The organism is Flavobacterium sp. FG68 (assembly GCF_057808895.1).
Genome location: NZ_JBMDIY010000004.1, coordinates 119,613 through 145,640 on the forward strand (window position 1 = coordinate 119,613; position 26,028 = coordinate 145,640).

General features: G+C 32.2%; 24 protein-coding genes. 1 reads left to right on the top strand and 23 read right to left on the bottom strand.

Annotation, left to right across the window (positions count from 1 at the left end):
• Positions 1 to 5: 5 nt before the first annotated feature.
• The 23 genes from lolB1 to ACODSB_RS04095 form a co-directional block, all read right to left on the bottom strand.
• On the bottom strand, positions 6 to 785 hold the full coding sequence (gene lolB1 / locus ACODSB_RS03985; protein ID WP_488936098.1) for a lipoprotein insertase outer membrane protein LolB1: 780 nt from the start codon (positions 783 to 785) through the stop codon (positions 6 to 8).
• Between the two features lie 12 nt (positions 786 to 797).
• On the bottom strand, positions 798 to 2,144 hold the full coding sequence (locus tag ACODSB_RS03990; protein ID WP_488936099.1) for a tetratricopeptide repeat protein: 1,347 nt from the start codon (positions 2,142 to 2,144) through the stop codon (positions 798 to 800).
• An 18-nt stretch (positions 2,145 to 2,162) separates the two neighbouring features.
• A complete protein-coding gene (locus tag ACODSB_RS03995) occupies positions 2,163 to 3,179 on the bottom strand; it encodes a sugar phosphate nucleotidyltransferase (protein WP_180857030.1) in 1,017 nt (338 codons plus the stop codon).
• 96 nt (positions 3,180 to 3,275) lie between these two features.
• Complete coding sequence (gene dut, locus ACODSB_RS04000; protein ID WP_053472973.1) at positions 3,276 to 3,710, bottom strand: dUTP diphosphatase; 435 nt, start codon at positions 3,708 to 3,710, stop codon at positions 3,276 to 3,278.
• Between the two features lie 29 nt (positions 3,711 to 3,739).
• Entirely contained in the window at positions 3,740 to 5,200 is a 1,461-nt protein-coding gene (locus ACODSB_RS04005) for a lipopolysaccharide biosynthesis protein (protein WP_053472974.1), read from the bottom strand.
• A 94-nt stretch (positions 5,201 to 5,294) separates the two neighbouring features.
• Entirely contained in the window at positions 5,295 to 5,741 is a 447-nt protein-coding gene (locus ACODSB_RS04010) for a GNAT family N-acetyltransferase (RefSeq protein ID WP_488936100.1), read from the bottom strand.
• A gap of 571 nt (positions 5,742 to 6,312) precedes the next feature.
• Entirely contained in the window at positions 6,313 to 7,824 is a 1,512-nt protein-coding gene (locus ACODSB_RS04015) for an AAA family ATPase (RefSeq protein ID WP_488936101.1), read from the bottom strand.
• Positions 7,825 to 7,832: 8 nt separating this feature from the next.
• Positions 7,833 to 8,663 (bottom strand): ATP-binding cassette domain-containing protein, encoded by an 831-nt coding sequence (locus ACODSB_RS04020; protein ID WP_053472977.1) that lies wholly within the window; start codon positions 8,661 to 8,663, stop codon positions 7,833 to 7,835.
• 2 nt (positions 8,664 to 8,665) lie between these two features.
• On the bottom strand, positions 8,666 to 9,436 hold the full coding sequence (locus tag ACODSB_RS04025; RefSeq protein ID WP_488936102.1) for an ABC transporter permease: 771 nt from the start codon (positions 9,434 to 9,436) through the stop codon (positions 8,666 to 8,668).
• Between the two features lie 46 nt (positions 9,437 to 9,482).
• On the bottom strand, positions 9,483 to 11,297 hold the full coding sequence (locus ACODSB_RS04030) for an OmpA family protein (RefSeq protein ID WP_488936103.1): 1,815 nt from the start codon (positions 11,295 to 11,297) through the stop codon (positions 9,483 to 9,485).
• Positions 11,298 to 11,325: 28 nt separating this feature from the next.
• Positions 11,326 to 12,447 carry a hypothetical protein gene (locus tag ACODSB_RS04035; protein WP_053472980.1) on the bottom strand — a complete coding sequence of 374 codons (1,122 nt, stop codon included), beginning with the start codon at positions 12,445 to 12,447 and terminating at the stop codon, positions 11,326 to 11,328.
• Positions 12,447 to 13,124 carry a hypothetical protein gene (locus ACODSB_RS04040; protein ID WP_488936104.1) on the bottom strand — a complete coding sequence of 226 codons (678 nt, stop codon included), beginning with the start codon at positions 13,122 to 13,124 and terminating at the stop codon, positions 12,447 to 12,449. Before ACODSB_RS04040 ends, ACODSB_RS04035 begins: the two co-directional genes overlap by 1 nt.
• A gap of 396 nt (positions 13,125 to 13,520) precedes the next feature.
• Positions 13,521 to 14,381 (bottom strand): ATP synthase F1 subunit gamma, encoded by an 861-nt coding sequence (atpG, locus tag ACODSB_RS04045; RefSeq protein ID WP_053472982.1) that lies wholly within the window; start codon positions 14,379 to 14,381, stop codon positions 13,521 to 13,523.
• A 90-nt stretch (positions 14,382 to 14,471) separates the two neighbouring features.
• Positions 14,472 to 16,049 carry a F0F1 ATP synthase subunit alpha gene (gene atpA, locus ACODSB_RS04050; RefSeq protein WP_053472983.1) on the bottom strand — a complete coding sequence of 526 codons (1,578 nt, stop codon included), beginning with the start codon at positions 16,047 to 16,049 and terminating at the stop codon, positions 14,472 to 14,474.
• A gap of 39 nt (positions 16,050 to 16,088) precedes the next feature.
• The gene (gene atpH / locus ACODSB_RS04055) at positions 16,089 to 16,622 is read right to left on the bottom strand and encodes an ATP synthase F1 subunit delta (protein ID WP_488936105.1); all 534 of its coding nucleotides are present in this window, start codon (positions 16,620 to 16,622) and stop codon (positions 16,089 to 16,091) included.
• Positions 16,623 to 16,626: 4 nt separating this feature from the next.
• Complete coding sequence (locus ACODSB_RS04060) at positions 16,627 to 17,127, bottom strand: F0F1 ATP synthase subunit B (RefSeq protein ID WP_053472985.1); 501 nt, start codon at positions 17,125 to 17,127, stop codon at positions 16,627 to 16,629.
• 118 nt (positions 17,128 to 17,245) lie between these two features.
• Positions 17,246 to 17,437 carry an ATP synthase F0 subunit C gene (atpE, locus tag ACODSB_RS04065; RefSeq protein ID WP_053472986.1) on the bottom strand — a complete coding sequence of 64 codons (192 nt, stop codon included), beginning with the start codon at positions 17,435 to 17,437 and terminating at the stop codon, positions 17,246 to 17,248.
• 104 nt (positions 17,438 to 17,541) lie between these two features.
• On the bottom strand, positions 17,542 to 18,693 hold the full coding sequence (gene atpB / locus ACODSB_RS04070) for a F0F1 ATP synthase subunit A (protein ID WP_488936106.1): 1,152 nt from the start codon (positions 18,691 to 18,693) through the stop codon (positions 17,542 to 17,544).
• Positions 18,694 to 19,261: 568 nt separating this feature from the next.
• Positions 19,262 to 19,489, bottom strand: a complete 228-nt coding sequence (locus ACODSB_RS04075) for an AtpZ/AtpI family protein (protein WP_488936107.1) — start codon at positions 19,487 to 19,489, stop codon at positions 19,262 to 19,264.
• Positions 19,470 to 19,868 (bottom strand): bactofilin family protein, encoded by a 399-nt coding sequence (locus ACODSB_RS04080; protein WP_488936108.1) that lies wholly within the window; start codon positions 19,866 to 19,868, stop codon positions 19,470 to 19,472. The genes ACODSB_RS04075 and ACODSB_RS04080 overlap by 20 nt, the downstream gene beginning before the upstream one ends.
• 4 nt (positions 19,869 to 19,872) lie before the next feature.
• Positions 19,873 to 22,485, bottom strand: coding sequence for a type IX secretion system periplasmic lipoprotein PorW/SprE (gene porW / locus ACODSB_RS04085; protein ID WP_488936109.1), 2,613 nt, complete (start codon positions 22,483 to 22,485; stop codon positions 19,873 to 19,875).
• Between the two features lie 89 nt (positions 22,486 to 22,574).
• The gene (locus tag ACODSB_RS04090) at positions 22,575 to 23,270 is read right to left on the bottom strand and encodes an ABC transporter ATP-binding protein (RefSeq protein WP_053472992.1); all 696 of its coding nucleotides are present in this window, start codon (positions 23,268 to 23,270) and stop codon (positions 22,575 to 22,577) included.
• Positions 23,271 to 23,338: 68 nt separating this feature from the next.
• Positions 23,339 to 24,808, bottom strand: coding sequence for a DUF5687 family protein (locus tag ACODSB_RS04095; protein ID WP_053472993.1), 1,470 nt, complete (start codon positions 24,806 to 24,808; stop codon positions 23,339 to 23,341).
• Positions 24,809 to 24,935: 127 nt separating this feature from the next.
• Between ACODSB_RS04095 and ACODSB_RS04100 the strand changes: the two genes are divergently transcribed.
• On the top strand, positions 24,936 to 25,988 hold the full coding sequence (locus ACODSB_RS04100; protein ID WP_053472994.1) for a ferredoxin--NADP reductase: 1,053 nt from the start codon (positions 24,936 to 24,938) through the stop codon (positions 25,986 to 25,988).
• Positions 25,989 to 26,028: the final 40 nt, after the last annotated feature.

Sequence of the window (26,028 nt, forward strand, 5' to 3'; positions counted from 1 at the left end):
CAAATTTACTTAATTAAAACTTTTTTATAACCGCTTGGCACACTATACGGAAAAGAAAGTTCTTCGTTAAATGATATATTGTTATAATTCAAATTAATATTGGTTGTCCCTTTTGGCTGCAATGCATTAATTACCAATGTTGTTGGAATAGTTCCCTGACTGAAAGTTTTAGTATCTGAATAATTGATTTCTAATTTTATATTTTCAGCTGACTGAGAAATTTGTTCTTTCTGCACCAGATATTTTTCAGGATCTAAATAAAATGCTTTTTGAATCTTTTGGCTTTTTTGATCTTCTAAACGAATAAGATTTTCTACAATTGTCTGCGTATACTCTCCTTTTCGTAAATCATCAAAAGCTTCTCCAATTAATAAATTCTGAACTTTATTATAATCCAGGTCAGTTCCAAGCCATTCGCTTAAACTGCTAAAATCACCTTCATAATAAGTACCTTTTATTTTTTCGTAATAACTTACAGACGTTGGAGTTATCAACGCTTTTGCCATTGTAATTCCCAGAAATTTAACACTTATTAAAATCTGTTTATCTTTCTCGATTTTTATATCGGCGGTAACATTCTGACTTTGCTTTTCGTCTTCATATCTTGCACTGGCTCTTATATTTAAAGTCGAAAAATCTAATTTGTTTTCGTAATGTTTTTCGATTGCTTTATTGTCTTTTTTTGCGACAACTTCGGTAGTATTATTGTTTTGAACAGCGACGGCTTTAGACTTACACGAAATCATAAAAGCCGACATTAATACTATTATAATATATTTTTTCATCTTAATTTCTCCTTACTTCTTTTTTAATAATTCATTTGCCTTCAAAAAGTATTCCTCTTTTTTCTTAGCATCTCCTAATCCATTATATGCCTCTCCCAATTGAATATTAAAATTTGCCTCTAGTTTTTTATCATCAACAACATAATCAAGTCCCATTTCTAAAACGGTTTTTGCGTTTTTAAATTGCTGTAACTGATTGCTTCCCAAACCTGCATAATAATAAAATTGCGGCTGGCTTGGATAAACTTCAATCATCGTCATGGCTCTTTTTGTCATTGGCGCAAATTGTTTTGCTTGTGTATAAGCTTCAAGCAAAAGCAGATTCGTTTCACGATCTGTGTCTGAATTGGTCATTAAATCTTTTTCATAATATTTAATGGCGTTTTCAAACTGGTTTTTACTATGATAAAATTTTCCAATTTCTTTAGCAACGTCAACTTCTTTATCATTGTCAAAATAAGAAATGGCTTTTTCTAAATCCGGAGCATATTGCGGATTTTTATTTACATAAATCAAAAACTCATTTAATGTTCGATGCTTAATTTTTGAATCAATTTTTGAACTTGACAAAATTACGTTCATCGACTTAATGGCTTTATCGGCCTGATTGGCATCTAAATAACTTTTGAACAAACTTACCTGTCCCCATTCAGAATCTGGAATTTCTTTTGCCAATTGTTTTGCAACATCAACGGCTTTGTCTGTTTCGTCAGATTTTGAATATAGAAAAATCAGATTAACATAGTTTGATTCTTCTTTTGGATTCTTTTTAATCTGCTCAATTAAATTTGAAATCTCTGCATTTTGATATTTTCCCTGCGATAAAATCTGCATTTTATAACGATCACGATCTTCAGATTTTCCGAATTTATCGTTCATTTCGTTAATCGTCACAAGCGCTTTATCATATTGGTTTGTAAGCATATATAACGAAATCAAATCGTCTTTATATTCTTCATCAAAAACAATAATTTTCTGAATCGTTTCAATCGCCAGCGGATAGTTTTTGGTTTCGTAACTTACGTCGTAAATTCCCAGCCAATACCATTTGTTTTTTGGATTTAACTGCGTGGCTTTTTCAAATGCATTTTGGGCATTTTGATATTCTTTTAGCGCCAGATAATTTTTTCCAACTTCAAAATAAGCGACAGCATCAGAAGGTTTTATTTTGATACATTTTTCTAATGATGCTATTGCTTTATCGTAGTTTTCGATTCCTTTTTGTTTTAAAGATTCGTAAAAAGCATCTTGATATTCATCTGGTGCCAAAGCAATATCTTCTGGTTCCGTTTGCGCGAAAACCGAAGCTGAATTGCTTAGTAAAGCAAAAAATAAAATTATCAAAATCCTTTTTTTCATCTTTTTTAAGATTTCATTTTATTCTAAAACTGAATAATCTCCAATGCTGATACTTGTGAATTTTCCATCATAACTAACATGATTTCCAATCATTGCATTATCTAAGTTAGCATTTTTTATTTGAGAATTAGTTTGTATTAAGCTATTTTTAATAGAACTGTCGGTTACATGGCAGCCTTTTCCTATTGAAACATTTGGCCCAACGGTTGTGTTTTTCAACACTACATTTTCGCCAATATAACATGGAGGAATAATTGTTGAATTTTCCAGCGTTACATTATAATCCACTAAATGCTCTCCGTCATTATGCAAAAATCCTAACATTCTGCTGTTAGTTTCAACTGTAACATCTTTGTTTCCGCAGTCCATCCATTCGTCAACGCTTCCGGTTTTAAAAACTTTTCCGTTTGCCATCATGGCTTTGATACCGTCGTTGATTTGGTATTCACCACCATTTTGAATGTTATTATCTAAAACTCCCTGAAGCTCTTTTTTCAAGTCTCCAACTTCTTTGAAATAATAAATTCCGATAACGGCTAAATCACTAACAAACTCTTTTGGTTTTTCAACCAATTCTATAATTTCATTATTTGGATTTAATTTTACAACTCCAAAAGCTTCCGGCTGATCTACTTGTTTTACCCAAATTACAGCATCGGCAGATGGATCTAATTCAAAATCGGCTCTGATTAAAGTATCCGCGTAAGCGATAACTGCTGGTCCAGATAAGGATTCTTTTGCACACATAATCGCGTGCCCGGTTCCTAAAGGTAAATCCTGACGATATATTGAAGCTTTTGCTCCTAATCCTTGTGCTAAATCCTGCAGACTTGTAACAACATCATCTCCAAAAAACGCTTCGTCTCCCAAGATAAATGCAACTTCTTCTATTGGCTGCTTTAATATTTTAGCGATATCTTCTACTAAACGGTGAACGATTGATTTTCCCGCAACCGGAATTAATGGTTTTGGTACTGTTAATGTATGTGGGCGAAGTCTTGATCCACGACCTGCCATTGGAACGATTATTTTCATCTAATTTTATTTTATGTGGGAAGATTTAAAAAAATCTTCAGTTTGGTTAGTTCAAGTTTTTAAATACAGTAAAGGACTGTCAACTGCGACTGAAAACTACTTCACTCCAGTACTTCCAAATCCGCCTGCTCCTCTTGAAGTTTCCGTTAATTCTTCAACTTCAATCCATTCTGCTCTTTCGTGTTTGGCAATAATTAATTGTGCAATTCTTTCTCCGTTTTCAATTACAAATTCTTCATTTGATAAATTTACCAAAATCACACCTATTTCACCTCTGTAATCAGCATCGACAGTTCCCGGAGAATTTAAAACGGTAACTCCTTTTTTTGCTGCCAATCCGCTTCTTGGTCTAACCTGTGCTTCGTAACCAATTGGCAATTCTATAAAAAGTCCGGTTTTTACAATTGTTCTTTCTAAAGGTTTTAACGTAATTGGTTCTGTAATATTGGCACGCAAGTCCATTCCTGCAGAAGCAATTGTTTCGTAATTTGGTAAATCGTGTTGTGATTTATTGATAATTTGTATTTTCATTTTTATTATAAAAGATTAAAAAAGCACTTTTACTTTCTATTCATTATTCCTTTGATTGTGTCTTTTTCGTTGTGATAAACAAAGTACATAAAGGCTAATAATAATGGAATTCCAACAAAATAATTTTCTCTAAATCCATAAAATGAAATAGCCGAAAATAAAATTGAAATTCCTAAATAAGCCGAAATTTTATTCATGTCGTACGGAATAGGATAATATTTGTTTCCTAAAACATACGATATTAACATCATGCTTCCGTAAGCAGAGATAGTTGCGATTGCAGATCCGTAATAACTGTATTTTGGAATCAAAAAGTAATTTAAAACTAATGTTACAATTGCTCCAACAATTGAAATATAAGCTCCAATTCTTGTTTGGTCTGTAAGTTTGTACCAAACCGATAAGTTATTGTAAATTCCTAAAAAGAAGTTTGCCAGAATAATTAACGGCACCACTTTCATGGCTTCCCAATAGGATTTATTGTCTAATAAAAGATATTTAAGAATGTCTGCAAAAACGATAACTCCTAATAAAATAAGTGAACCCAGAATCACAAAGTATTTTGTAATTACGGCGTAAGTCTGCGGTGCATTTTCGTTTTTGGCGTGGCTGAAAAAGAAAGGTTCAATTCCTAATCTAAAAGCCGTTGCAAACAAAACCATAAATAAACCTAATTTATAACAGGCTGAATAGGCTCCAACTTCTGATTTTGCAAGATTTTCAGGAAGTAAATATCCCAATAAGATTTTATCGAAATGTTCATTAACGGCAAATGCAAGTCCGGCAACTAAAATTGGCAGACCATATTTCATCATTTTTTTCCAAAGTACGGGATCGAATTTTCGTCCAAGCGAAAGATAATTTGGAGAAAGTACAATGAAAGTTGCTAAACTAGCTAACAGATTAGCGATGAAAATATAGGCAATCTGGAAATTTTCTACATATAAATTATCCCAAACTGAATTAGGATGTGAAGCTGCAAGTTTTGGCAGATACAATAAAAAGAAAATATTTAGCAATAGATTAATTACCACATTTCCAATTTTAATAGCCGCATAAACCATTGGCCTTTGATTTGCCCTTAATTTTGAAAATGGTACTAAAACCAATGCATCTAAAACTAAAATCCAAACAGAATAGGTAATGTACTGTGCATCAACTTCGGCCCAGTTTGCCAGCGTATTTCTAAAAATTAAACCCGCAAACAAGAATCCTATTGACGACCAAAATATTGATATTGTCGAAGTTGCGATTACGTTTTTCTTGTCTTCTTCGGCACTGTAAAACCTAAAGAACGCTGTTTCCATTCCGTAAGAAAGCACTACGTTAAAGAAAACCATCCAAGACAAAACAATCGAAACTTCGCCGTATTCGGCAGTTGGTAAAATACCTGTATATAATCTGACCAATAAAAAACTGAGCATTCGTGGTAAAACGGTTGCCAGTCCATAAATTGCAGTTTGTTTGAATAGATTTTTATATAATCCCAAAATAATTAGTAATAAAGTTCAAAAAACAAAAATAACCAATTCTTTGGTTTTATTAGTCCTTTTGACGGTTCAATAAAAAAACTTAGCGACAATTTTAATGTGTTAATTTATTTTCGTCTAAAACTTTCACAAAATGAAAACCTTTTGGGCCATATCCCTGATTGTAATAAAATCTGTGTGCACCAAAATTTCCCGAAAAAGCATCCAAAACAATGCTGCTGCAGCCTAAATCCAATGCTTTTTGTTCAATATAATCTGTAAGCATTTTTCCAATTCCTTTAGAACGATATTCCGGATTTACTACAAAATTGTCAATTTCGAGATATTTTCCTGTCCATAATTTTGTTGCTGACCAACATCCTGTAATACCCAAACAAATGTTATTTTCAAATACTCCAATTTGAATATAATTGTACGGAACCATCTCAGAAAGAAATGATTGGTATTTTTCTAAAGTTATATTGGGATATAGAAATCTGATGGTGTCAATTTGAGCCACCATTTCGTCAACCGTAGTAAATTCGCGTATTTGTAAAGCCATTGTATAGAAATAGAATTCAAAATTAATTATTTTTTCTAACTAAGTTATATAATTAACAAGACACTAACATGTGAAATATGTAAATTAAGGCAGAAAATTATGTAACTTTTTTTAAAGCGTATTTTCCTAAATTTGCTTCACAGGGATTGAGAAAGCTAAATACAACCCTTATAAAAAAGGAAGCACTGGGACTAATAAAGCTTGTTTGTTCCCATAAAAGACAAAGCATAAGGGATTGATTCTGCTGTATTGTAACCCTAAAAAAACAGAGCATTGGGACTAATAAAGCTAGTTTGTTCCCATAAAAGACAAAGCACAGGGATTGATTCTGCTGAAATGTAACCCTTAAAAAAACAGAGCATTGGGATTAATAAAGCTAGTTTGTTCCCATGAAAGACAAAGCTACAGAGTGATAAAATCTGTGTCAATAATTTTATAAAATGGTATGGATTCTCAATTTATGGGTAAATTGAGAATCACCATTTTATAAATTTTCTTGTTTATAGATATTCTTAAAAAAGAAAAACTTCCAAAAAAAATAGCCAGCAAACATTTGCTGGCTATTTTTTTATCAGGAACCAAAATTATATTCAATTTCTTTTAATTCCGGAATATCATCATCTGTTAATGTTTTTAAAGTCTTACTGCTTAATTTTTTCAAAGCTATAATTCTATTGGCTTGATTTTGCACACATTTTTCAAATATGTTTCGTACTAATCTGGCATTTCCAAAACTTTCGGTTTTATCTCTATATAATAATTCAAAAGTGTCTGTTAGTTTTTCTTTAGCATCTGTAGAAATTATAAAATCTGATTTTACACAAAACGACTCAAAAATTTCATATAATTGATCAGGCGTAAAATCTTTAAAATAAAAGTATCTATTAAAACGGGATCGTAATCCGGGATTCGATTCTATAAAAATTTTCATTGGTTCTGTATATCCTGCAACCACAACAGCCAGATCTTTTCGGTGATCTTCCATTCTTTTCAAAAGTGTATTTACTGCTTCTGCACCATAATCATTTCCAAACGAGTTTTGAGTTAGTGCATATGCTTCATCAATAAATAATACTCCGCCAAGACTCGATTCTACCGCATTATTGACTTTTGCTGCTGTTTGCCCCACATAACCCGCAACTAAACCTTCTCTGTCTGTTTCAAACATTTGGCCTTTAGATAAAAAACCCAAATGTTTAAAAATTCTACTTAAAAGTCTCGCTACAGAAGTTTTGCCGGTTCCGGGCGGGCCCAGAAAAACGGTATGCAAAGTAATCTCAACATTTTTTAATCCTTGTTCTGAACGCTTTTTTTGTATTTCTAACAAATTGATTAGTTCTGAAACATCTTTTTTTACTTCTGCTAAACCAACTAATTCGTTTAATTCTTTTAGTACTTTTTCCAGTGTATCTCCTTCAGGAAGATTATCTATTTCTTTTTTATCTGTTTGTGATGTGTTTGCATTTAAACCCAAATAGCTGCTGAAAGCTGTTGTATTTTCAAATTTTTTACCAAATGTAAAATAAATGAAGTTTTGATATTTAACTAGAATTTCTTCTAATCTGCTATGCTTTGTTATGGATAATAATTCTGGCAGTAAGTACTGATTTTGCTGCACATTTGAAGTTATTATTTTATTCTCTTTTTTTATTTTTACGAGAAGATTTTTGAAATTCTCTGTAAAAATCAACTGATTCAATTCGTTTACAGAGTTTTGGTCCGCAAAATGATTGTTGCGTAAAGCATCATAATAATACGCCAGAACAAATTCTTGTTTTTCATTTTTCGCTCCGGATTCTCTTTCATAAAGATCAATAATATCCGAAAGAAAAAAATGTTCTGCTTTAAACAATAACCCTTTAGAAAAATCTGGATTTACTGTTTCATTTAGCTTTTGAATAAAATCTGCCTCCTGATTTAATATATTGCATATTTCCAGAATCTGCTTTGTTTCTTTTTCAAGCACTATAATAAATGAAGCCGTAAAAACGGCTTCATTAGTAGATATATTTGTTTCTAAATATTTTTTTAGAGACAAAAATGAGTCTTCAATAATCGATATTGGATTGTTCTTCTTTGCCATATTCTAATTTAAGAAATCATCATTTGATGGATAATTTCTTTTGATAATTTTAAGTGGTCGTCGCAATAATCTTTCCAGGAAAGTCCCATGTCTCTTAGATCATATTTTGCTACTATGGTTCCGTAATTTTCTTTCTTTCCATTAATAGTTGGATGCCCAATAACGTAAATAGTTTGTGCTAACTCAATTGCCAGTTCAATGTCATGGGTCGAAAAAATAACCGTATTAGACTCCGAAGATTTTCCTAATAGTTCAAATGATTTTTTTACTTCTTCAATATTTCCAACATCTAATCCTGAAAAAGGTTCATCCAAAACAATAAATTGATCAGACGAAAACAATTGTTCTATAATAGCGGTTCTTTGTCTTTGCCCTCCCGAAAGTTCGTTAGGATATTTGTCTTTACAATTTTCTAATCCCCATTCTTTTAGATATTGCTTTATTTTTTCATCTTTTTCAGTATTCGACAGCGTTGTTTTTCTTAGCGAAAATTTCAAAGCCTGAGTAACTGTTTTATGTCTGAACAAAGTATATTTTTGATCTACAAAACCAATGTCTCCTTCGCATACTGCCTTAGCTGCATTAGGTTCTTTATTTTCGAAATCCCTAATTAATATTTTTCCGGAATGTAACGGAGTTAAACCTGTCAAAGCTTTAAAAAAAGTTGATTTTCCTCTACCAGATCTTCCCACAAAAGCAACTACCTGTCCTGTACAATCTACTCCTTCTCTAACTACGTCTTTTTCGATAAGGTTTATATCTTTTATAATAACGTTATCATCATAAGCAACGCTAAGATTTTCTACATATAAAAGCGTCTCTTTATATTCGTGTTTCATGATTATATTTTTGAATATCTAAATAGTGCTTTTCTTAAATAATTTATTCCTGCATCTAAGCCAAGACCTATTAGTAAAATGATAATTTGAAGTGCAATGATTCTTCCTGTATTCATAAATTTATCAGAGTTTTTTATTAAAAACCCTAATCCTCCAGAAGCTACCACAATCGATTCTACAGTTACAAGCATCATCCAGGTAATGGCAAGGTTTTGTCTGATTACATCAATTACATAATCTATTCTTCCTAAAATAATGACTTGCACAAGTACTTCCCAACGGTTACATTTCAACATTTTTGCATGATCAAATTCTTCTTGCGGAATATCTTTGATAACTGCAATTAAAGATGTTGTTAAAAAAGTAGTCAGGAAAATTACCAAGATCCAAACCTGCATCATTCGTGCTTCATGAATTACCATTGTAATATAAAATGAAAGTCCGGTAAAAGGTAAAAATCTAAATTTTGTGATAAATTCAGAAACTGATTTTAATAGCGGAATTGGCCATGCATAAGCAAAAAACAAGGAAATAATTGTGGCTAAAAAAATCGAGATAAAACACAATTTCAACGAATTGAAAATATGTACTACCAAACCTTCTCTATACAAATCTGAAAAACCGGTTAAAACCTGAGCCGGTGAAGGAAAAAGATGTTTTTCGCCAGATGTCGCTGCAAACCAAATAATAATCAAAAGAACTAACCAACCGATTAAAATAAGCGTTTTGTTTAGTTTTGATATTTTTTCAAAGGGCGTTAAAATTTTTATCATACTGCTTGTAAAAAAGGCTATCTATTAAGATAGCCTTTCATTGTTTTTATTTTAATAAAGTAATAACCACACGTCTGTTTAGTGCTTTTCCAGAAGCAGTATTATTATCTGCAATTGGATTACTTTGACCTTTTCCGTCCACTAACTGGAAACGGTTTGCCGGAATACCTTTTTGTTTTAGATAATCTACAACTGCTTGTGCTCTGCTTTTTGATAAAGCTAAGTTAGCATCAGCATTTCCAACATTGTCAGTGTGACCCACAACTGTTAATTTTGTGTTTTCAGCTTGCACTAAAAGATTGTAAATTTTCTCTACTTCTTTACTAGATGAATTTGAGATATCAGCACTTCCTGTATTAAAGTTAATTTTCCATTCTCCAGAAGCTACAACTTCTTTTGCTTCACTGCTATAATCTGCTTTGTCTGCAGACGTCGATTCAATATCGTTGATGTTTTTCAAGAAGAATAAGTTTACTGCCTGATCGTAAGGTACAACAGCTCCAACATTTTCATTAAATCCAAACGGATTCAATTCTGTCAAATATCCTGCAACTTGATTGTAAACTGATTTGTATCTGTTCACACCATCAGATAAACCATAATATTGCATTGCATCAGCATAATTAAATACTTTTGAACCTCCCATATTATAAGTCAATCCGCCTTTTGTTCCTTGTTGTCCTTTGAACATTTTGTACCAATATTCCGGAGTTTCAAGTTTATAAGTTGCAGCAACTGCTTCAGAAGCTCTTACTTTCCAGTCTTCGTAATTTTTCATTTGGTTTGAAGCCGTCAATGCCGATTTCAAAATGTTAGAAACAATATCAGGATTTTTTACTGCCCATTCTTTCACACCAATAATAGTAGTTGGCATTTGGTTGTTAAATTCTTTTGTAGAAACGATATCAACAAAACCAGTCAATTTATCAAAAACTGTTTTATCTCCAGGAGTCCATGTTGCACAACCATCGATTTTTCTGTTAACAGATTTTCCAGTTAATTTCCCGTCTACTACTTCTTTCAAAGTAACAGTCCATCCTGTTGTTTGAGATTTGATTAATTCTTCTGCCGATTTAATATAATCGTCATTTTCTGATGGATAAATATTTACTGCTTCTGCATCATATGTTGTTGGATCTGGGTTTACTTTTAATCCGTTTGCAAAACAATAGTTTACAGTAGTAACCCAGTCACCATCTCCAAGAACTGCAGATATAACTGAACCTTTCATAGATTTAGGATCTGATTTCCAGTTTGGAGGCCCAATCAATTTATCTTCTCCATAACTCATACCTACTGCTCCCATTACCTGAACATGGTATTTATCTTTTCCGTATTTTTCGTCAAGTGATTTTTGAACAGAACTAATGTAAAATGGCGCACCATCTCCCATGATAATAACAGCAAAAACACTTTTTTCTGAAGATGGAAAAGCTTCACCTTTATCAAATTCTTCGATAAATTTCATTTGCATATTACGCAATTCTGAAAGCCAGTCCTGACGAATAATTTCAAGATTAACTCCGTTTTTTTCCATTAATGATCCTTTTGTTGTTTTTGGACCACCATTAGAAACAATAATTCCAGACTGAGCGTTCCATGCATAAGCACCAATTCTTACTAAAGGTTTGTCTGCAACTTCTGAAGATAATTCAGTCGATGGAAGCGGAATTTTTGCAGCATTGGTAACATTATTAACATCAGTCTGATTCAAATCAATTCCATTTAATTGTTTTGAAACTGCAGTCTTAATTCCTGGAGATACATAATAAACTCCTCCTAAAATTGCACCAATTGCAACAATAACGATAAGTAATTCAGAAAAGGTTGTTAACTTTTCAGTTCTTAAAATTTTTCCCATTTTTATTTAAAAATTTAATTTAATTGTATTAAAAAATATCACCAAAACCACCACTGGATAATTTATCTTCTTTGGTCATTTTATAATTCGGACTTGTATATTTTGTTGAATCCGGAATAGTGTTATCACCTGTTTTAATTTCATCTGCTAACGAATCTAATCTTGAATAAAGCTCGTCGTTATCAACAGAATATTTAGATGTTAATGCGTCGATGTCAATCAGGTTTTCTGAAGTTCTGGCAATATCCTGAGCGATAGTAGACGTTACTACTTCAAGGGCATATTCTAATTCCCAGTCTTTCGTAAACATCATGGCGCTTTTTGCACTTTCTGTTGCTTCTTTAGCATTTCTGGCAAATTCATATTCTTTTTGAAGCATTTTAACCGTAACATCAAAATCAGCAATTTTAATATCAATAGCTGTTCCTGCCAAAGTCAGTTTACGATCCATTTTTCCTAAAACATTAGCACGAACACCATATTTTTGAATAAAACTTTTGCTTTGTTCGTATTGAGTTGAAACTCTTTGAGAATCGCTTAACTTTCTGGCTAACTCACTTTGCAGAGCTACATACTCATCTGTATCTTTTGCCGCAACACCATTTTGTTTCACCATTTCATCCATCGCCGATTTCAGTTTTTCTGACTGGCGTTGTAAACTCAACACATCTTCCTGAAATGCTTTTGCTTCTTTTTCAGACTTACTTGCCTCAATTTCCATTTCATTTTTAAGACCTTTTAGCTTTGCTTTAGTATTCTTAAAAACTTCACGGTTTTTAATCATTTTTTGTTTTTGCTCTTCTAATTCATTGAAAGGATTACTTTGAATTAATGCTTTATGAAGATTTTTTGTTGCAAAACGAAGACCTTTCATTATAACAGGAGCCATCATTACTAAAAAAACCAAAAATACTCCTGTTGCAGATAAGGCTATTGCCTGACCTAACATTGTAAATAATGGCGGGATAATATAAGTCCAGACCAAATATCCTCCAACTCCTAATAAACCTAATGCCAAAGCCAAAAACAATGACTTCTCTCCTTTTTTAAGTGCACCTGATTTCAAAGCAATTTCTCCTTTAGACTCGTCAAAATGTTTAAGTATTGGCAGCGTCAAAAGAGTGCTTCTTTCTTGTTCGAATTTATCCATTATTGTAAATATTGATTTATTCCTGTTATTACAGTATTGATTGATGATAATATTTTTTGTTTTGCCAAATCATTTGCTTCCATTTTCAATTGAATCTCCGAAAGCTGCTCCCTGTTAACAGGATCAATTTTTTGAAGTTCTATTTTCTTCGCTTCTAGTTCTTTTTGAAGATCAAGAATTTTGGCTTCTAAATCAGAAATACTTTTGGATAAATTATTTTTTTCTTTTGTAATTGTATTGTCTAATTCTGTTTTCTTATTTTTTCCAATAGTATCATATTTAGTATGTACTTTTTCAATTTCTGTAATATAAAAACTTCCTTTTTGTAAAAGAAAATCTTTAGTCAAATCAGATTTAATTGATTTTCCCATTGCAAAAGCCATCTGATAACTTTGCGGATTTGTTACTCCAACAGCCATAACAGACTTATAAAGTTCAAAAAAATCAAAACCTTCTTCGTTCAATGAATCAAAACCTTTGTCATAAACTTCAAAAATTTCATTTAAAAAAGGGTTTGCCAATGAATTTGCAGGAAATGATTCTGTAACTTGATTCGGAAATTTATTGTCTGTGGTTGGTAAAACGGGAGCTGATGGTGGAGTTGCAGCTTTGCCCTCTGAATTATCGGTCTCATCATTAATGAAAAGACTCTTCCAATTAAAACTTTCTTTTGCCATTGTTTGTAGGTGATCTATTTTTAATACCTTTTTGGTTGTTAAATGTTATACGCAGAAAGCGTTAAAAAGTTACTAATTTTAAAAGTATAAATATATACTTTTTTAAAAATATAATGTAACTAATTTATTATCAGATCTTTTTATTATAATCAAATTTTAAAAAATTTCCTTCATTATTCTGCTTCTCTTTAAAAATACAGGTATACAACAAAAGCCAAAAATAGCTAATAAAAAATCAAATTCAGCATAAACAAGAACAAAAAGTAAGAATTAACTTAAATGTTATTATTGGGAGAATATTTAAAATTCATCTCCATTTTTCGTTCAGCAATTCGTGTAAAAAAAAAGAGCCAGCAAATAATGCTGGCTCTTTCAAATTTTAAAAAAATTATCTTGTTATCCGTTCAAAGCTTCTGCTCCACCTACGATCTCCAAGATTTCGTTTGTAATTGCAGCTTGACGCGCTTTGTTGTAAGTTAATTTCAATTGGTTTCTTAATTCTGTTGCGTTGTCAGTTGCTTTGTGCATAGCTGTCATACGTGCTCCGTGTTCTGAAGCAAACGAATCACGAATACCTTTGTATAATTGTGTTTTTAAAGACTTTGGAATTAAAGTCAAAACAATTTCTTCTTTTGAAGGTTCGAAAATATAATCTCCAGCAGAAACTGCAACATCAGTTTTAATAGGTGCTAAAGGCAAAAACTGCTCTGTTTGAACAATTTGAGTCGCAGCATTTTTAAATTGATTGTAGATTAATTCGATTCTGTCATATTCTCCAGATAAGAATTTTTGAGTCAAATTATCAGCAATTCCGGCAACATTCTCAAAAGTTAAATGATCAAAAATTGCATTATGATGACCGTGAACTTTATGCGTTTTAGTTAAAGCATCATTTCCTTTTTTACCAATAGCAAAAACGTCAACTTGTTTTCCTGCATAAAAATCGGTACGATTTTTAATCTCTTTAATAACATTTGAATTGAATGCACCACATAAACCTCTGTTTGAAGTTATAGCAACAAGCAATACTTTTTTTACTTCACGTTGTGTAGTGTAATCTCCTCCAACTTCACCTTCAAGTGTAGCAGAAAGATTTTGCAGTAACTCCGTTAATTTCTCGGCATAAGGGCGCATTGCAGTGATTGCATCTTGTGCTTTCTTAAGCTTTGCAGCAGAAACCATTTTCATAGCCGATGTAATCTGCATCGTCGATGAAACGGAAGTAATTCTATTACGGATTTCCTTTAAATTTGCCATCTATTAATTAGAAAATGTGACAATTTGAAAATTAGATAATCAGAATAATGATAAGTCATTTTCTAATTATCTAATTTACCAATTATCTAATTAGTTATATTTTGCTGAAATTTCTTTTGCTGCTTTTTCGATAACATCAGTAATGTTGTCATCTAATTTACCAGCTTTCAACGCGTTAAGCGTATCTTTATGTTTACTGTTTAAGTAAGCTAAGAAATCAGCTTCAAATTCTTTTACTTTATTTACAGGAACGTTTCTTAATAAGTTTTTAGAACCAGCGTAAATAATAGCAACTTGGTTTTCAACTGTATAAGGATCATTTAAACCTTGTTTCAAGATCTCAACGTTTCTTTTTCCTTTTTCAATTACGTTTAATGTAACTGAATCTAAGTCAGAACCAAATTTAGCAAACGCTTCTAATTCACGGAATTGAGCCTGGTCTAATTTTAAAGTTCCTGAAACTTTTTTCATTGATTTAATTTGAGCATTACCTCCAACACGAGATACAGAGATACCTACGTTAATAGCAGGACGAACCCCTGAGTTGAACAAATCTCCATCAAGGAAAATCTGACCATCTGTAATCGAGATTACGTTTGTTGGGATGTATGCAGAAACGTCACCAGCCTGAGTTTCGATAATTGGTAAAGCAGTCAATGAACCACCACCTTTTACGATAGATTTGATAGAATCTGGTAAATCGTTCATGTTTTTAGCAATTCCGTCATCAGCAATTACTTTACAAGCACGCTCTAATAAACGAGAGTGTAAGTAGAAAACGTCTCCAGGATAAGCCTCACGTCCCGGTGGTCTTCTTAATAAAAGAGAAACCTCACGGTAAGCAACAGCTTGTTTAGATAAATCATCATACACGATAAGTGCCGGACGACCTGAATCTCTAAAGTACTCTCCAATTGCAGCACCTGCGAAAGGAGCGTAAACTTGCATTGGAGCTGGGTCAGAAGCATTTGCAGCAACGATAACTGTATAAGCCATTGCTCCTTTTTCTTCTAACATTTTTGCGATTCCTGCTACAGTTGAAGCTTTTTGCCCAATTGCAACATATATACAGAATACAGGTTTTCCTGCATCGTAAAATTCTTTTTGATTTAAGATAGTATCGATACAAACAGTTGATTTACCTGTTTGACGGTCACCGATAACAAGCTCACGTTGTCCACGACCTACTGGGATCATAGCATCTACTGCTTTTACTCCTGTTTGTAATGGCTCAGTAACTGGCTGACGGAAGATAACTCCTGGAGCTTTTCTTTCTAAAGGCATTTCGTATAAGTCACCACCAATTGGTCCTTTTCCATCAATTGGAAAACCAAGAGTGTTAACTACACGTCCTACCATTTGCTCACCTACTTTAAGAGAAGCAATACGTTGTGTTCTTTTTGCTGTTGATCCTTCTTTGATTCCTGTTGATGGCCCTAAAAGTACCACACCAACATTGTCTTCTTCAAGGTTCAATACAATAGCTTCAAGTCCGTTATCAAATTCAACTAACTCACCATATTGTACATTCGATAACCCGTAAATACGAGCAATACCGTCTCCAACTTGAAGTACTGTTCCTACTTCCTCTAGCGTAGCACCAGATTCAAAACCTTCTACTTGCTTTCTTAATATTGCTGAAATTTCAGCAGGTTTGATTTCCGCCATCTTAATTTATAATTTAGACACTTTTTATGTGTAATAAAACTAATTACTTAACTCTCTTTTTAATACTTGTAATCTGTTTGCAACAGATGCATTGTATTGATTATCACCTATTCTTAAAATAAATCCACCTATGATAGAAGGATCTACGATATTTTCAATTGTAATTTTTTTATCTGACAAAGTTGCAATTTTAGCTAAAACTTTTGCTTCTAATGCAGCATCCATAGGAATTGCAGTTGTAACTTTTGCTACTTCAATACCATTACTTTGATCAAATAATTTGCTGTATTCTACTGCAATTGCTTCTAGAATTTCAAATCTTTTGTTTTCAAATAATAAATGAAATAAACCTTTGGTTACGCCATTTACATTTGCGAAAACTTCTAAAAGAGCACTTTCCTTAACTTCAACTTTTGCAGTTGGGTTTTGAATAAAGGTACTCAATTCTGTATTTGTCTCAATTGCCAAAGCAATTGACTTCATATCGTTATTGACAGCTTCGGCAACACCTTTAGAGTTTGCTAAGTCTAGAATTGCTTTTGCATAACGAATTGCTGCTCTTGTACTTGCCATAATCTTAGTTTAACTTTACGTCACCTAACATTTTCTCTACTAATTTAGCCTGAGATTCTTTGTTGGATAATTCTTCTTTCAATAATTTTTCAGCAATACTTAATGATAAAGTTGAAACTTGAGATTTCAATTCTGCCATTGCAGCATTTTTTTCACTTTCGATAGCCGCTTTAGCCTGCTCGATCATTTTTTGACCTTGTGCTTGTGCTTCGTTTTTAGAATCAGCAATCATTTTCTCTTTCATTTCGCGAGCTTCTTTCAACATCGCATCACGTTCAGCACGAGCTTCGTTCAAAATTCTTTGATTGTCTGCTTGTAAGTTTTGCATTTCTTGTCTAGCGTTTTCAGCAGAAAGTAATGCATCTTTAATACCTTGCTCTCTATCGTTTACTGCGTCAAGAATTGGTTTCCAAGCGAATTTTTTCAATAAAAATATTAATCCAACAAATATTAGAATCTGCCAAAAGAACAAACCGAACTCAAACTGATTTATTAACTTTTCCATTATATATGATTATAAATTTTAAATTATGTCTTTTTAACTGCACAAGGCAATTTTAATGTTTTATTTTTAAAACAATAGTTACAACCAACCGTTGCAACTATTGTTTTTTGTGTTTTAATTAAGCAGCGAATAACGCAGCGAAACCAATTCCTTCAATAAGTGCAGCAGCGATAAGCATAGCTGTTTGGATTTTTCCTGAAGCTTCTGGTTGACGAGCGATAGCGTCCATTGCTGAACCACCAATTCTACCAATACCTAAAGCAGCTCCGATTACGATTAATCCTGCTCCAATGAAATTTAAACCGTTCATATATGTATATATTAAAAATTAAACATTCAATTTTGATTTTAGATTTTTGACGTTAGATTTTAGATTATTATAATTAAATCTGAAATCTAAACTCTGAAATCTAATTAATGGTGCCCCTCCTCTTTGTGGTGGTGCTCTTCTACTGCTGAACCAAAATAAAGTGCAGACAGCATTGTAAAAATATAGGCTTGTAAAAATGCAACTAAAATCTCTAGTATAGAAAGTGCAAATGATAATCCGAAAGAAAGACTGCTTCCAATCCAGCTCTTAAAGATAAACATTAATCCGATGATACTCATTAATACAATGTGACCTGCGAAGATATTTGCATACAAACGAATCATTAATGAAAATGGTTTGATGAAAACTCCTAACAATTCAATTGGAGCCAAAATAATTCTCATTGGTTTTGGCACTCCCGGCATCCAGAAAATGTGACCCCAGTAGTTTTTATTTGCAGTAAGGTTTGTAATTAAGAAAGTAAGGATTGCTAAAGAGAATGTAATTGTTAAATTTCCTGTAGCATTAATTCCTAGTGGAGTTAATCCGAAGATATTTAAAAACAATACAAAGAAAAATATTGTCAATAAATAACTCATGTATTTTTTATGGTGCTTTTCTCCAATATTAGGAATAGCAACTTCGTCACGAATGAAAACTACAAGCGGTTCAAAGAATCTTCCTGCTCCAGAAGCGATTCCTCCGTTTTTAGCATATGATTTTGCTAAACTTGTAAATAACCAGAACATTAATAATGCTGCTACAAAAATAGAAAGGACCGTTTTTGTAATTGAGAAGTCTAATGGACGAACATTTGTTGGATGACCTGTTTTTTCATCTTCAGTAATTGTTCCGGCAGCATCTGTTTTGTAGATTTTACCATCATGATGATTAATCACGTAATAATTACCGTTTGATTCTGCTACTGCATGACCGTGGTTAAATTTTGAAGAAGAAAAAATTTGAAGACCATTATCCAAAATAATTACCGGTAATGGAAAACCATAATATTTACCAGTCTCATCATCTTGTGTTAAAGTAAAATCATGAGAGTCCAAAACGTGGTGGCCAATGAAAGCCTTAATTTTAGATTTTACATCAGTTGGTTCTGCATGGTGCCCTTCAGAAGCTGCTTCGTGAGCTGTTTCAGTTTGAACATGCGCCGAGTCTTTTTCTGAATTAGAAAAGCTCATTAGTGGAAGACAAGCTACAAAAGCTGCAAGAATAAATCTGAGTGGTTTGTTTGAAATCACCATATCTGTGGAAATTCTTATTTTTTATGTTTCTAAAATTTGGTGCAAAGGTACATTTTTTATTAATATTCAAAAGGATATGAAAAATTATTTTTGAACCTTGTTTTAAAGAATCCGCATTTTAACGCTTTTCATTTAATAATCGGACAGTTAAAATCGTTTGAAATAACAAAAAGAGAATAAATGTTACAAAAAAATTGATTTTTTCAATACGGATGTTGTGAATCTTGTCAGATAAAATCGGCCGCAAAACAAAATAATACACAAACATTTGAATAAAAGTTCCAAGCATAAAAAACATTCCGATGCTGTCGAACTTATCTTTTTTGAATTTTACTGTTAGTGTTAATAGTAAGGCAGAAAAAAATAAAAAGATCAAATACAATACTTCTATATTGTAATGAAAGTTTTGATCATTAATTTTAAAAATATAAAAAACTCCCTTATGTATTATATAGGAAGCAAATGCAAGAATATGCAGATGAAGAATAAGTTTGTAGTTTTTTAAAAACATCCCGAACATTTTTTTGCAAAGATGCAATATTTATTCAAGCCGTTTTTAAAACTTAATTTACTTTGTTTTGTTGATTTCGTTTACCTGACGAATTACATTATATAATGCAATTGCAACTCCAACCATAACTAATACTTTATTATAGTATATTTTTTCGCTTGGATGGTTTTCATCTAACCAGCTTCCTAAATAAGAAAACAAAAAAATAATAACCCCCATTTGAATAGGAATATTTATGAGGGCTATCCATTTATTATTTTGTTTTTTATTCGGGTCCTTTTCCATCTTCTAACATAATTACTGAATTTGAATGTGCCAGCATGGTACAAGTTGCTGTAAACTCTGCTCCTGGTTCTATAGACAGTTTTCCAACGGCAACTTCGCCGTGAATTTTTGCTGCTGCTTTGATATTAAGGATTTCAAGAACTTTAATTTTTCCGTGAAATTCTCCTTCGATATCGGCATTATTACAAATGATTTCTCCTTTTACTGCGCCTGTTGCGCCTATCACTAATTTTCCCTGTGAGGTGAAATTTCCAATCAATTCGCCGTCTAATCTAAAATCGGCTTTTGAAACAATATCTCCTACAATAGAAGTTCCTTCAACAATTCGGTTTGTTTTTCCTAAAAGTTCAGTTCCGTTTTTTTTTACTTTGTCAAACATTATATTATGGGGTTTTTGGGGCAAGGTAGGCGTCTAGGTTCTTTTTAATTTGAACCACTTTGTAATTATCTGCTGATATAATAATTGACGGATATGCAATTTTATATTTATCGTCTTCTCTCAAAACTCCTGCCACATCTCTGGCATAAGCTTCAGATTTTAAACCATGAATTGACACAAAACTTTGGGTTCTGTTGTATTTATCAAAAGAGGTTGTTAATCTTTCAAAATTTTCGACTAACAAAAATACTCTAATTGCTTCTTCAATTTTTTTAACTGTTTTAGTATCCGTATTAGAAACCAGATATACAATTTTCCAGTTTTTATTATCTACAGTTGTAAAATTAAGTCTTTCTAAAGTTGGAACATCTTTCTCCAAAATTTCTCTTGCCTTTTTTCCTTCTTCACTATTTGGATAATTATCCGCCACGTTTTCTAAACCTTTTTTATAAGCATCCAGTCCGTTTACTTTTCCTAAAGTATTAGCTTTTAATAATTCAAACTTAGAAACAATCTCTTCTCCAGAATATTGATTGATCAAATTATCAATATTATCTAAGACAACATCAAAATTCTCTTCCTGAAATAGTTTATACCATTTTTGGTATTCTTTTTCAGGCGAAGCAATATCATCAGCATTTGTATTATTTAAAATCTGAGCATATCTCGAAGTTGGATAATTTGTTGTTATGTCTGATTTAATTCTTGCTGCTTTTTCAGGATCTGTAATTTGATATATTTTATACAAATTATACTTCGATGGAAGCACCAATTTTTCTTCTGGATTATTTTTTAGTAATTGCTCCAGTTTATCACTTGCCAGTTTATATTCCTTAAATTTTTCCTTATATATAAGACCTAATTGATAATAGGCAAAGTTGCGTTCTTTACCAATACTGTCCATTGCCGTTTGTGTTTTCGGAAGTTGTTTTTCGTAAAAAACAGTTGTGTATTTTTCTATAACAACCGTGTCTTTCAACTTCTCCGCATCCCCTTCATTTATACTGTCATTGAGCATTGCTGCATCATTTGCAGATTTTATTGTGGCCAGTCTCCAGTTGCCACCAAGCGTTCTGTTACCCCACATTTTTTTAAATTGGAGTTTTCCGTATGCAACAGTTGTTGGATTGTAAAAATAAAAAGTACTTGCGGTGGCATCATTTCCAGATGGAGGTCTTATCCCGTCATCAGGATCTGCAGGTTTTCCTAATGAATTCGGATTTACTGCTGTTGGTGCACTCGAAGCATTTGTGTTTCGGTCAATATTTGCTAACTTCTCTTTTTCTTTCTCTTCTAAAATTCGTTTTGCTTCGTCTTTCTTTTTCAGCTCGGCAATATAATTTTCAAAATAAATTTTTCTGTCAGCATCAGGTAATCCGTAAACTTTAATAATACTGTCCTTTCGTTTTGCAATTCCTTCGTATTTAATTACGTTGTCAAGATTTTTTCTGTTTTTCTCTATTAAAACAAATTCCCTTGTTTTTGGATCTAACTTTGTCAATGTACTGTCATAATATTTAGCAGCCATTGTATAATCTGTATTTTTAAAATACATGTTTCCAATGTTTCGGTAAGCCGATGCCATTAAATAAGGATCTGTAGATTTTCTGCCTAAAGATTTATTGTAGAATTTTAATGCATTTTCTTTGTCTTTCTTTTTATCATAGAAAACTCCCATTTCATAAAAAAGAACATCATAATAAGGTCGGTTTTCACGATCTGCAACTAGCTTATTATAGATTTTTAAAAATATAGTATCGTTGCCTTTTTCATAATCGTACATCTGCGCTTTTTTTGCGTAAGCGTGCATCATGTATTTTCTGTTGGCTTTACGATTCATATCGATTACGCCATCATAATAATAAGTGGCGCTGTCTTTATTTCCAACTTCCTGATACATTTGTCCCAGGATGAATTTATAACGGGCACGATCTTCATTTATTCTTGAAAATTCTTCTGCAATTCTAAGTTTTGCAACGGCACTGTCTCTTTCTTCTAAATTCAGGAAAGCTTCTGCCAATAAAGCATTGGCATCAGAAAATGTTTGTTTATTTAAATCTGTTTTCTTTAATAATTGATTGATGTTTTTAACAACAATCGCATCATTTCCTAAACGCATATTGGTTTTTTCGCGCCAGATTTTTGCTGTATAAATATTACTGCTGTTTGGATATTTGTAGAGAATGTAATTGAAAGCATCTAAGGCCGGAATAAAACGCTGATCATAATATCTGGCTTTTCCAAGCATTAAATATGCCTCGTCAATTTGATAGTTTCTTTCTCTTCCTCCAATATTCATGGAGTGTTTTTGAATTGCTTTTGTTGCTTTAGTTTCTGCTTTTTCGAAGTCAGGATTTTTTGTTTTTGATCCTTCCGAAAAATTTTCATCAAACTGCATTTTTTCAATTGGAAGTCGCTTCCAGAAATTATCTTGATTGTTGGCCTGAATAGCCAGCAGCCCTTTGTCAAGACCAATTCCACCATTGTACAAAATGTTATATTTTGTACTTAATGCATGGGAATTTCTGTTCACAAAAGTATTATTCTTGGTAGAACATGCTATCAAAAGGAGAAAAAAAGTGAGAAAAAAACTATATTTAAGAGTATTCTTTTTCAATAGAACTGATTTTAAAGCATTAACTTCTAAAAAGCATTTTTAGTATAATGACTTGTAAAAATACACTTCTTTTTTGAAACTTTAGAGACTTATACAGCAAAAAACAATTCCAATTCTTGTAAGGTTTCTTCTGAGGTTTGAATATCCTTTACAATTTCACCTTTATTGAGTGCAACAATTCTATCACAAACCTCAACGGTGTGTTGTAAATCATGACTCGAAACTAAAACAGTAACGTTTGGATTTTCAGCTAATTCTTTAATAATTTTCTTTAATCGGCTTACTGTTGTCGGATCTAAATTTGCAAAAGGTTCGTCTAAAATTACTACCTCAGGGTTTCCTATAAGTGTTGCAATAATTCCCACTTTCTTTTGATTTCCTTTTGATAAATCACGAAGGTATTTTTTGTTGTTTAAAATTTCTCCATTAAAAAATTCTTCATGTTTCGCTAGCAATGCATCAATATCGGCTTTATTTTGATGACGTAAATCTCCAATAAAATAAAAATATTCTTCGGGAGTCAAGTAACCAATCAGGAAACTTTCATCTAAAAAAGAACCTGTAAAAGATTTCCAGTTTTCACTCGTATTTACCTGAATATCATTGCTTGTTATATTTCCTGTCGAAGGCTGGATTAAATCTAAAAGCAAACTAAAAAAAGTAGTTTTTCCTGCTCCGTTATTGCCCACTAATCCAAAGCTCTGTCCTTTTGGAATTTCAAGATTTTGAATATTTAAAACTGTAGTACCGTTATATTTTTTTGAAAGTTGATTTACTTGTATCATGGTGTAATTTTAGATTTTAGATTCTATCTGATAAAATTATATCATTACCAAATTGACATATTCTCTAATTAACTCTTTTGTTTATAAGCATTTATTGTACTGTACTTTTCGATTTTATATCTTTTTTCGATTAAAGAAAAAACTTTGTCTTTAAAGATAAAGCCTAAAACTCCGGCGCCGGCAACTAATGCTAGTCCGAGGTTTTTATTGTCAAAATAAATTCCTGCTCCATATAGTCCCAAAGGCAGTAAAATTTTTGGAAGCGTTAATAACATCGCACTTACATTAAACGCTTTTTTATCTCCAAAAGCACCGCCTGCATTACTTAAATCGATTGGAGTTTTAGTAAAAGCACCTCCCAATAAAACTAAATGCGAATTGACTCCAATGTTATAAATTGCCGCAACAACAATAGTTAAATAAATCTGCCATCCAAAATAAATATAAAATGAAGCCAGAATTGTAGAAATAATTGTGGCAATAACAATCAACCACCATTTTGCCATAATATAACCGCGATACGGAATATTTTGTGTCATCATTAATTGATAATACGCACTATCCCAGCTTGGAACAAATTGTCCAAAGACAAATAAAAATCCGCCCGAAACAAAAATCCCCGCCAAAAGGTGCATTACTGGTTTGTCGTAGGTTTCAATTCCTCCGGAGAAAAACAAAAATCCGTAGAACAAAAATAAAATGCTCATAAAAATAGTCGTTTTCGACCTTTTGTTTCTTTTGATAAGTTTAATATCGTTTTTCAGAAAAGTTCCCAAAGTTCCAAACTGATTCAGCCACGAAAGATTTTCTGTTTGAGCAACATCTTCTTTTACAGAAAGCCCAGCGTCGAGATAAAGATTTTTTTTGAGGAATTTAAAACTAAAAATATACAAACCTGCTAATACTAAAACGGGAATTAAAAATAATCCTTTTATATTATAAAGTCCTTGAAAAAAGGGAGTTGTGAAAATTGTGACATCAAACAATTTGTAATATTGCGCACCGCCCAAAACAAGAATTAATCCAAGAAAGACAACAAATAATTTATCGATATTGCTTAAAATTATATTCAAAAAATTGTTGATGTATATAAAAGAAAGCATTGCCAAATTCCAGAAAATAATTGCTGTTATATCATATCCTTCAATTGCTAAAACAACTGAAAACGGAACAAAGAATAAGGCATGAACCCAATTAAAAAAAGACAAAACAGTTTTGCCCAATGAAAAATGAACAATTACGGGTTTCTTAAAAGGCAAAACCAATAACGGTTTGATATTTAAAACGGGAATTGATTGCAGCAGCAAACGAATTACTAAATCAAGAAGAAAGTAATAAATCAAAAATCGGTTTACGGTTACAAATGGTTCCAGATGCATTTCTTTAAGAATGTAAAATGCCCCAACACCCATTCCTATAAAAATTAATGAAAAATAGATCATTAAAAACCCCAGTATAATTTTCATTGCCAGGTTTTTACCAAATGATGCCGACCTGATAAAGGCTTTCCATTCGAGATAAATAAACTTTTTAATCATGGTTAATTGGTTTTGATTTTTGTAGTAAGAGATCAAATGTAGGAAAACGTTACAAAAAAAGTTAAAAAAAATATTTTAGTAAGTGTCAATTACTTATGGTTTGCTACTTTTGCAAAAAAATTAAATCATGCCTTCATTCTTAAAACTTATAATTAAAGAGGTAAAACGTGAAACTGCCGATGCGGTTTCTGTACTTTTTAATGTTCCAGAAGAACTTAAACAAGACTATAAATTTATAGCCGGACAATACATAAATTTAAAATTAACGCTTGATAATCAAGAAATTCGTCGTGCCTACTCTATTTGTTCTGCGCCAGAAAGCGGTGAATTGCGAATTGCGGTTAAGGCTGTAAAAAGCGGTTTGTTTTCGCAATTTGCGAATACAATACTAAAAGCAGGAGACGTTCTTGAAGTGGGTCAGCCAGAAGGAAAATTTACTTTTGAGCCTGATGCTGAAAGACAAAAAAATTATGTGGCGTTTGCTGCCGGAAGTGGAATCACGCCGGTACTTTCTATTTTAAAATCAGTTTTAAAGAATGAACCAAAAAGTTCATTTGTATTGGTTTACGGAAACAGAACTCCTGAAGCAACTATTTTTCATCAGGAATTACACGACTTACAATTACAGTATGTTGGCCGTTTTTTCGTGCATTATGTTTACAGCCAGGCGAAAGTTGAAAATGCATTGTTTGGAAGAATCGAAAAATCGACCGTAAATTTTGTATTGAACAACAAACACAAAGAATTAGAATTTGATAAATTTTATTTGTGCGGACCTGAAGAAATGATCAATACAGTTTCGAATGTTTTGAAAGAGAAAAACGTAAAAGAATCTGCTATTAAATTTGAACTTTTTACTAGTTCTTCTGAAGAACACGTAATCCAGGGTTCTCAGGAAGGACATACTAAAATTACTGTTTTAGTTGACGATGAAGAAGTTACTTTTGAAATGTCTAAAAAACAAACTATTCTTGATGCAGCTTTAAAACATGGTGTTGATGCTCCTTACTCTTGTCAGGGCGGAATTTGCAGCAGCTGTTTAGGAAGAGTTACTGCCGGAACTGCTGAAATGACAAAAAATTCTATTTTAACAGATGGTGAAATTGCCGAAGGTTTAATTTTAACTTGTCAGGCGCACCCAACTTCAGATACTATTTATGTAGATTACGACGACGTTTAATCTTCTAAATTTTAAAATATAAATTCCAAATTCCGATTTT

What these genes read in the sequence shown, in the direction of transcription:
- lolB1 (WP_488936098.1), bottom strand. Translation starts at nt 785, where the DNA reads ATGAAAAAATATATTATAATAGTATTAATGTCGGCTTTTATGATTTCG.
- ACODSB_RS03990 (WP_488936099.1), bottom strand. Translation starts at nt 2,144, where the DNA reads ATGAAAAAAAGGATTTTGATAATTTTATTTTTTGCTTTACTAAGCAAT.
- ACODSB_RS03995 (WP_180857030.1), bottom strand. Translation starts at nt 3,179, where the DNA reads ATGAAAATAATCGTTCCAATGGCAGGTCGTGGATCAAGACTTCGCCCA.
- dut (WP_053472973.1), bottom strand. Translation starts at nt 3,710, where the DNA reads ATGAAAATACAAATTATCAATAAATCACAACACGATTTACCAAATTAC.
- ACODSB_RS04010 (WP_488936100.1), bottom strand. Translation starts at nt 5,741, where the DNA reads ATGGCTTTACAAATACGCGAATTTACTACGGTTGACGAAATGGTGGCT.
- ACODSB_RS04015 (WP_488936101.1), bottom strand. Translation starts at nt 7,824, where the DNA reads ATGGCAAAGAAGAACAATCCAATATCGATTATTGAAGACTCATTTTTG.
- ACODSB_RS04020 (WP_053472977.1), bottom strand. Translation starts at nt 8,663, where the DNA reads ATGAAACACGAATATAAAGAGACGCTTTTATATGTAGAAAATCTTAGC.
- ACODSB_RS04025 (WP_488936102.1), bottom strand. Translation starts at nt 9,436, where the DNA reads ATGATAAAAATTTTAACGCCCTTTGAAAAAATATCAAAACTAAACAAA.
- ACODSB_RS04030 (WP_488936103.1), bottom strand. Translation starts at nt 11,297, where the DNA reads ATGGGAAAAATTTTAAGAACTGAAAAGTTAACAACCTTTTCTGAATTA.
- ACODSB_RS04035 (WP_053472980.1), bottom strand. Translation starts at nt 12,447, where the DNA reads ATGGATAAATTCGAACAAGAAAGAAGCACTCTTTTGACGCTGCCAATA.
- ACODSB_RS04040 (WP_488936104.1), bottom strand. Translation starts at nt 13,124, where the DNA reads ATGGCAAAAGAAAGTTTTAATTGGAAGAGTCTTTTCATTAATGATGAG.
- atpG (WP_053472982.1), bottom strand. Translation starts at nt 14,381, where the DNA reads ATGGCAAATTTAAAGGAAATCCGTAATAGAATTACTTCCGTTTCATCG.
- atpA (WP_053472983.1), bottom strand. Translation starts at nt 16,049, where the DNA reads ATGGCGGAAATCAAACCTGCTGAAATTTCAGCAATATTAAGAAAGCAA.
- atpH (WP_488936105.1), bottom strand. Translation starts at nt 16,622, where the DNA reads ATGGCAAGTACAAGAGCAGCAATTCGTTATGCAAAAGCAATTCTAGAC.
- ACODSB_RS04060 (WP_053472985.1), bottom strand. Translation starts at nt 17,127, where the DNA reads ATGGAAAAGTTAATAAATCAGTTTGAGTTCGGTTTGTTCTTTTGGCAG.
- atpE (WP_053472986.1), bottom strand. Translation starts at nt 17,437, where the DNA reads ATGAACGGTTTAAATTTCATTGGAGCAGGATTAATCGTAATCGGAGCT.
- atpB (WP_488936106.1), bottom strand. Translation starts at nt 18,693, where the DNA reads ATGGTGATTTCAAACAAACCACTCAGATTTATTCTTGCAGCTTTTGTA.
- ACODSB_RS04075 (WP_488936107.1), bottom strand. Translation starts at nt 19,489, where the DNA reads ATGGAAAAGGACCCGAATAAAAAACAAAATAATAAATGGATAGCCCTC.
- ACODSB_RS04080 (WP_488936108.1), bottom strand. Translation starts at nt 19,868, where the DNA reads ATGTTTGACAAAGTAAAAAAAAACGGAACTGAACTTTTAGGAAAAACA.
- ACODSB_RS04090 (WP_053472992.1), bottom strand. Translation starts at nt 23,270, where the DNA reads ATGATACAAGTAAATCAACTTTCAAAAAAATATAACGGTACTACAGTT.
- ACODSB_RS04095 (WP_053472993.1), bottom strand. Translation starts at nt 24,808, where the DNA reads ATGATTAAAAAGTTTATTTATCTCGAATGGAAAGCCTTTATCAGGTCG.
- ACODSB_RS04100 (WP_053472994.1), top strand. Translation starts at nt 24,936, where the DNA reads ATGCCTTCATTCTTAAAACTTATAATTAAAGAGGTAAAACGTGAAACT.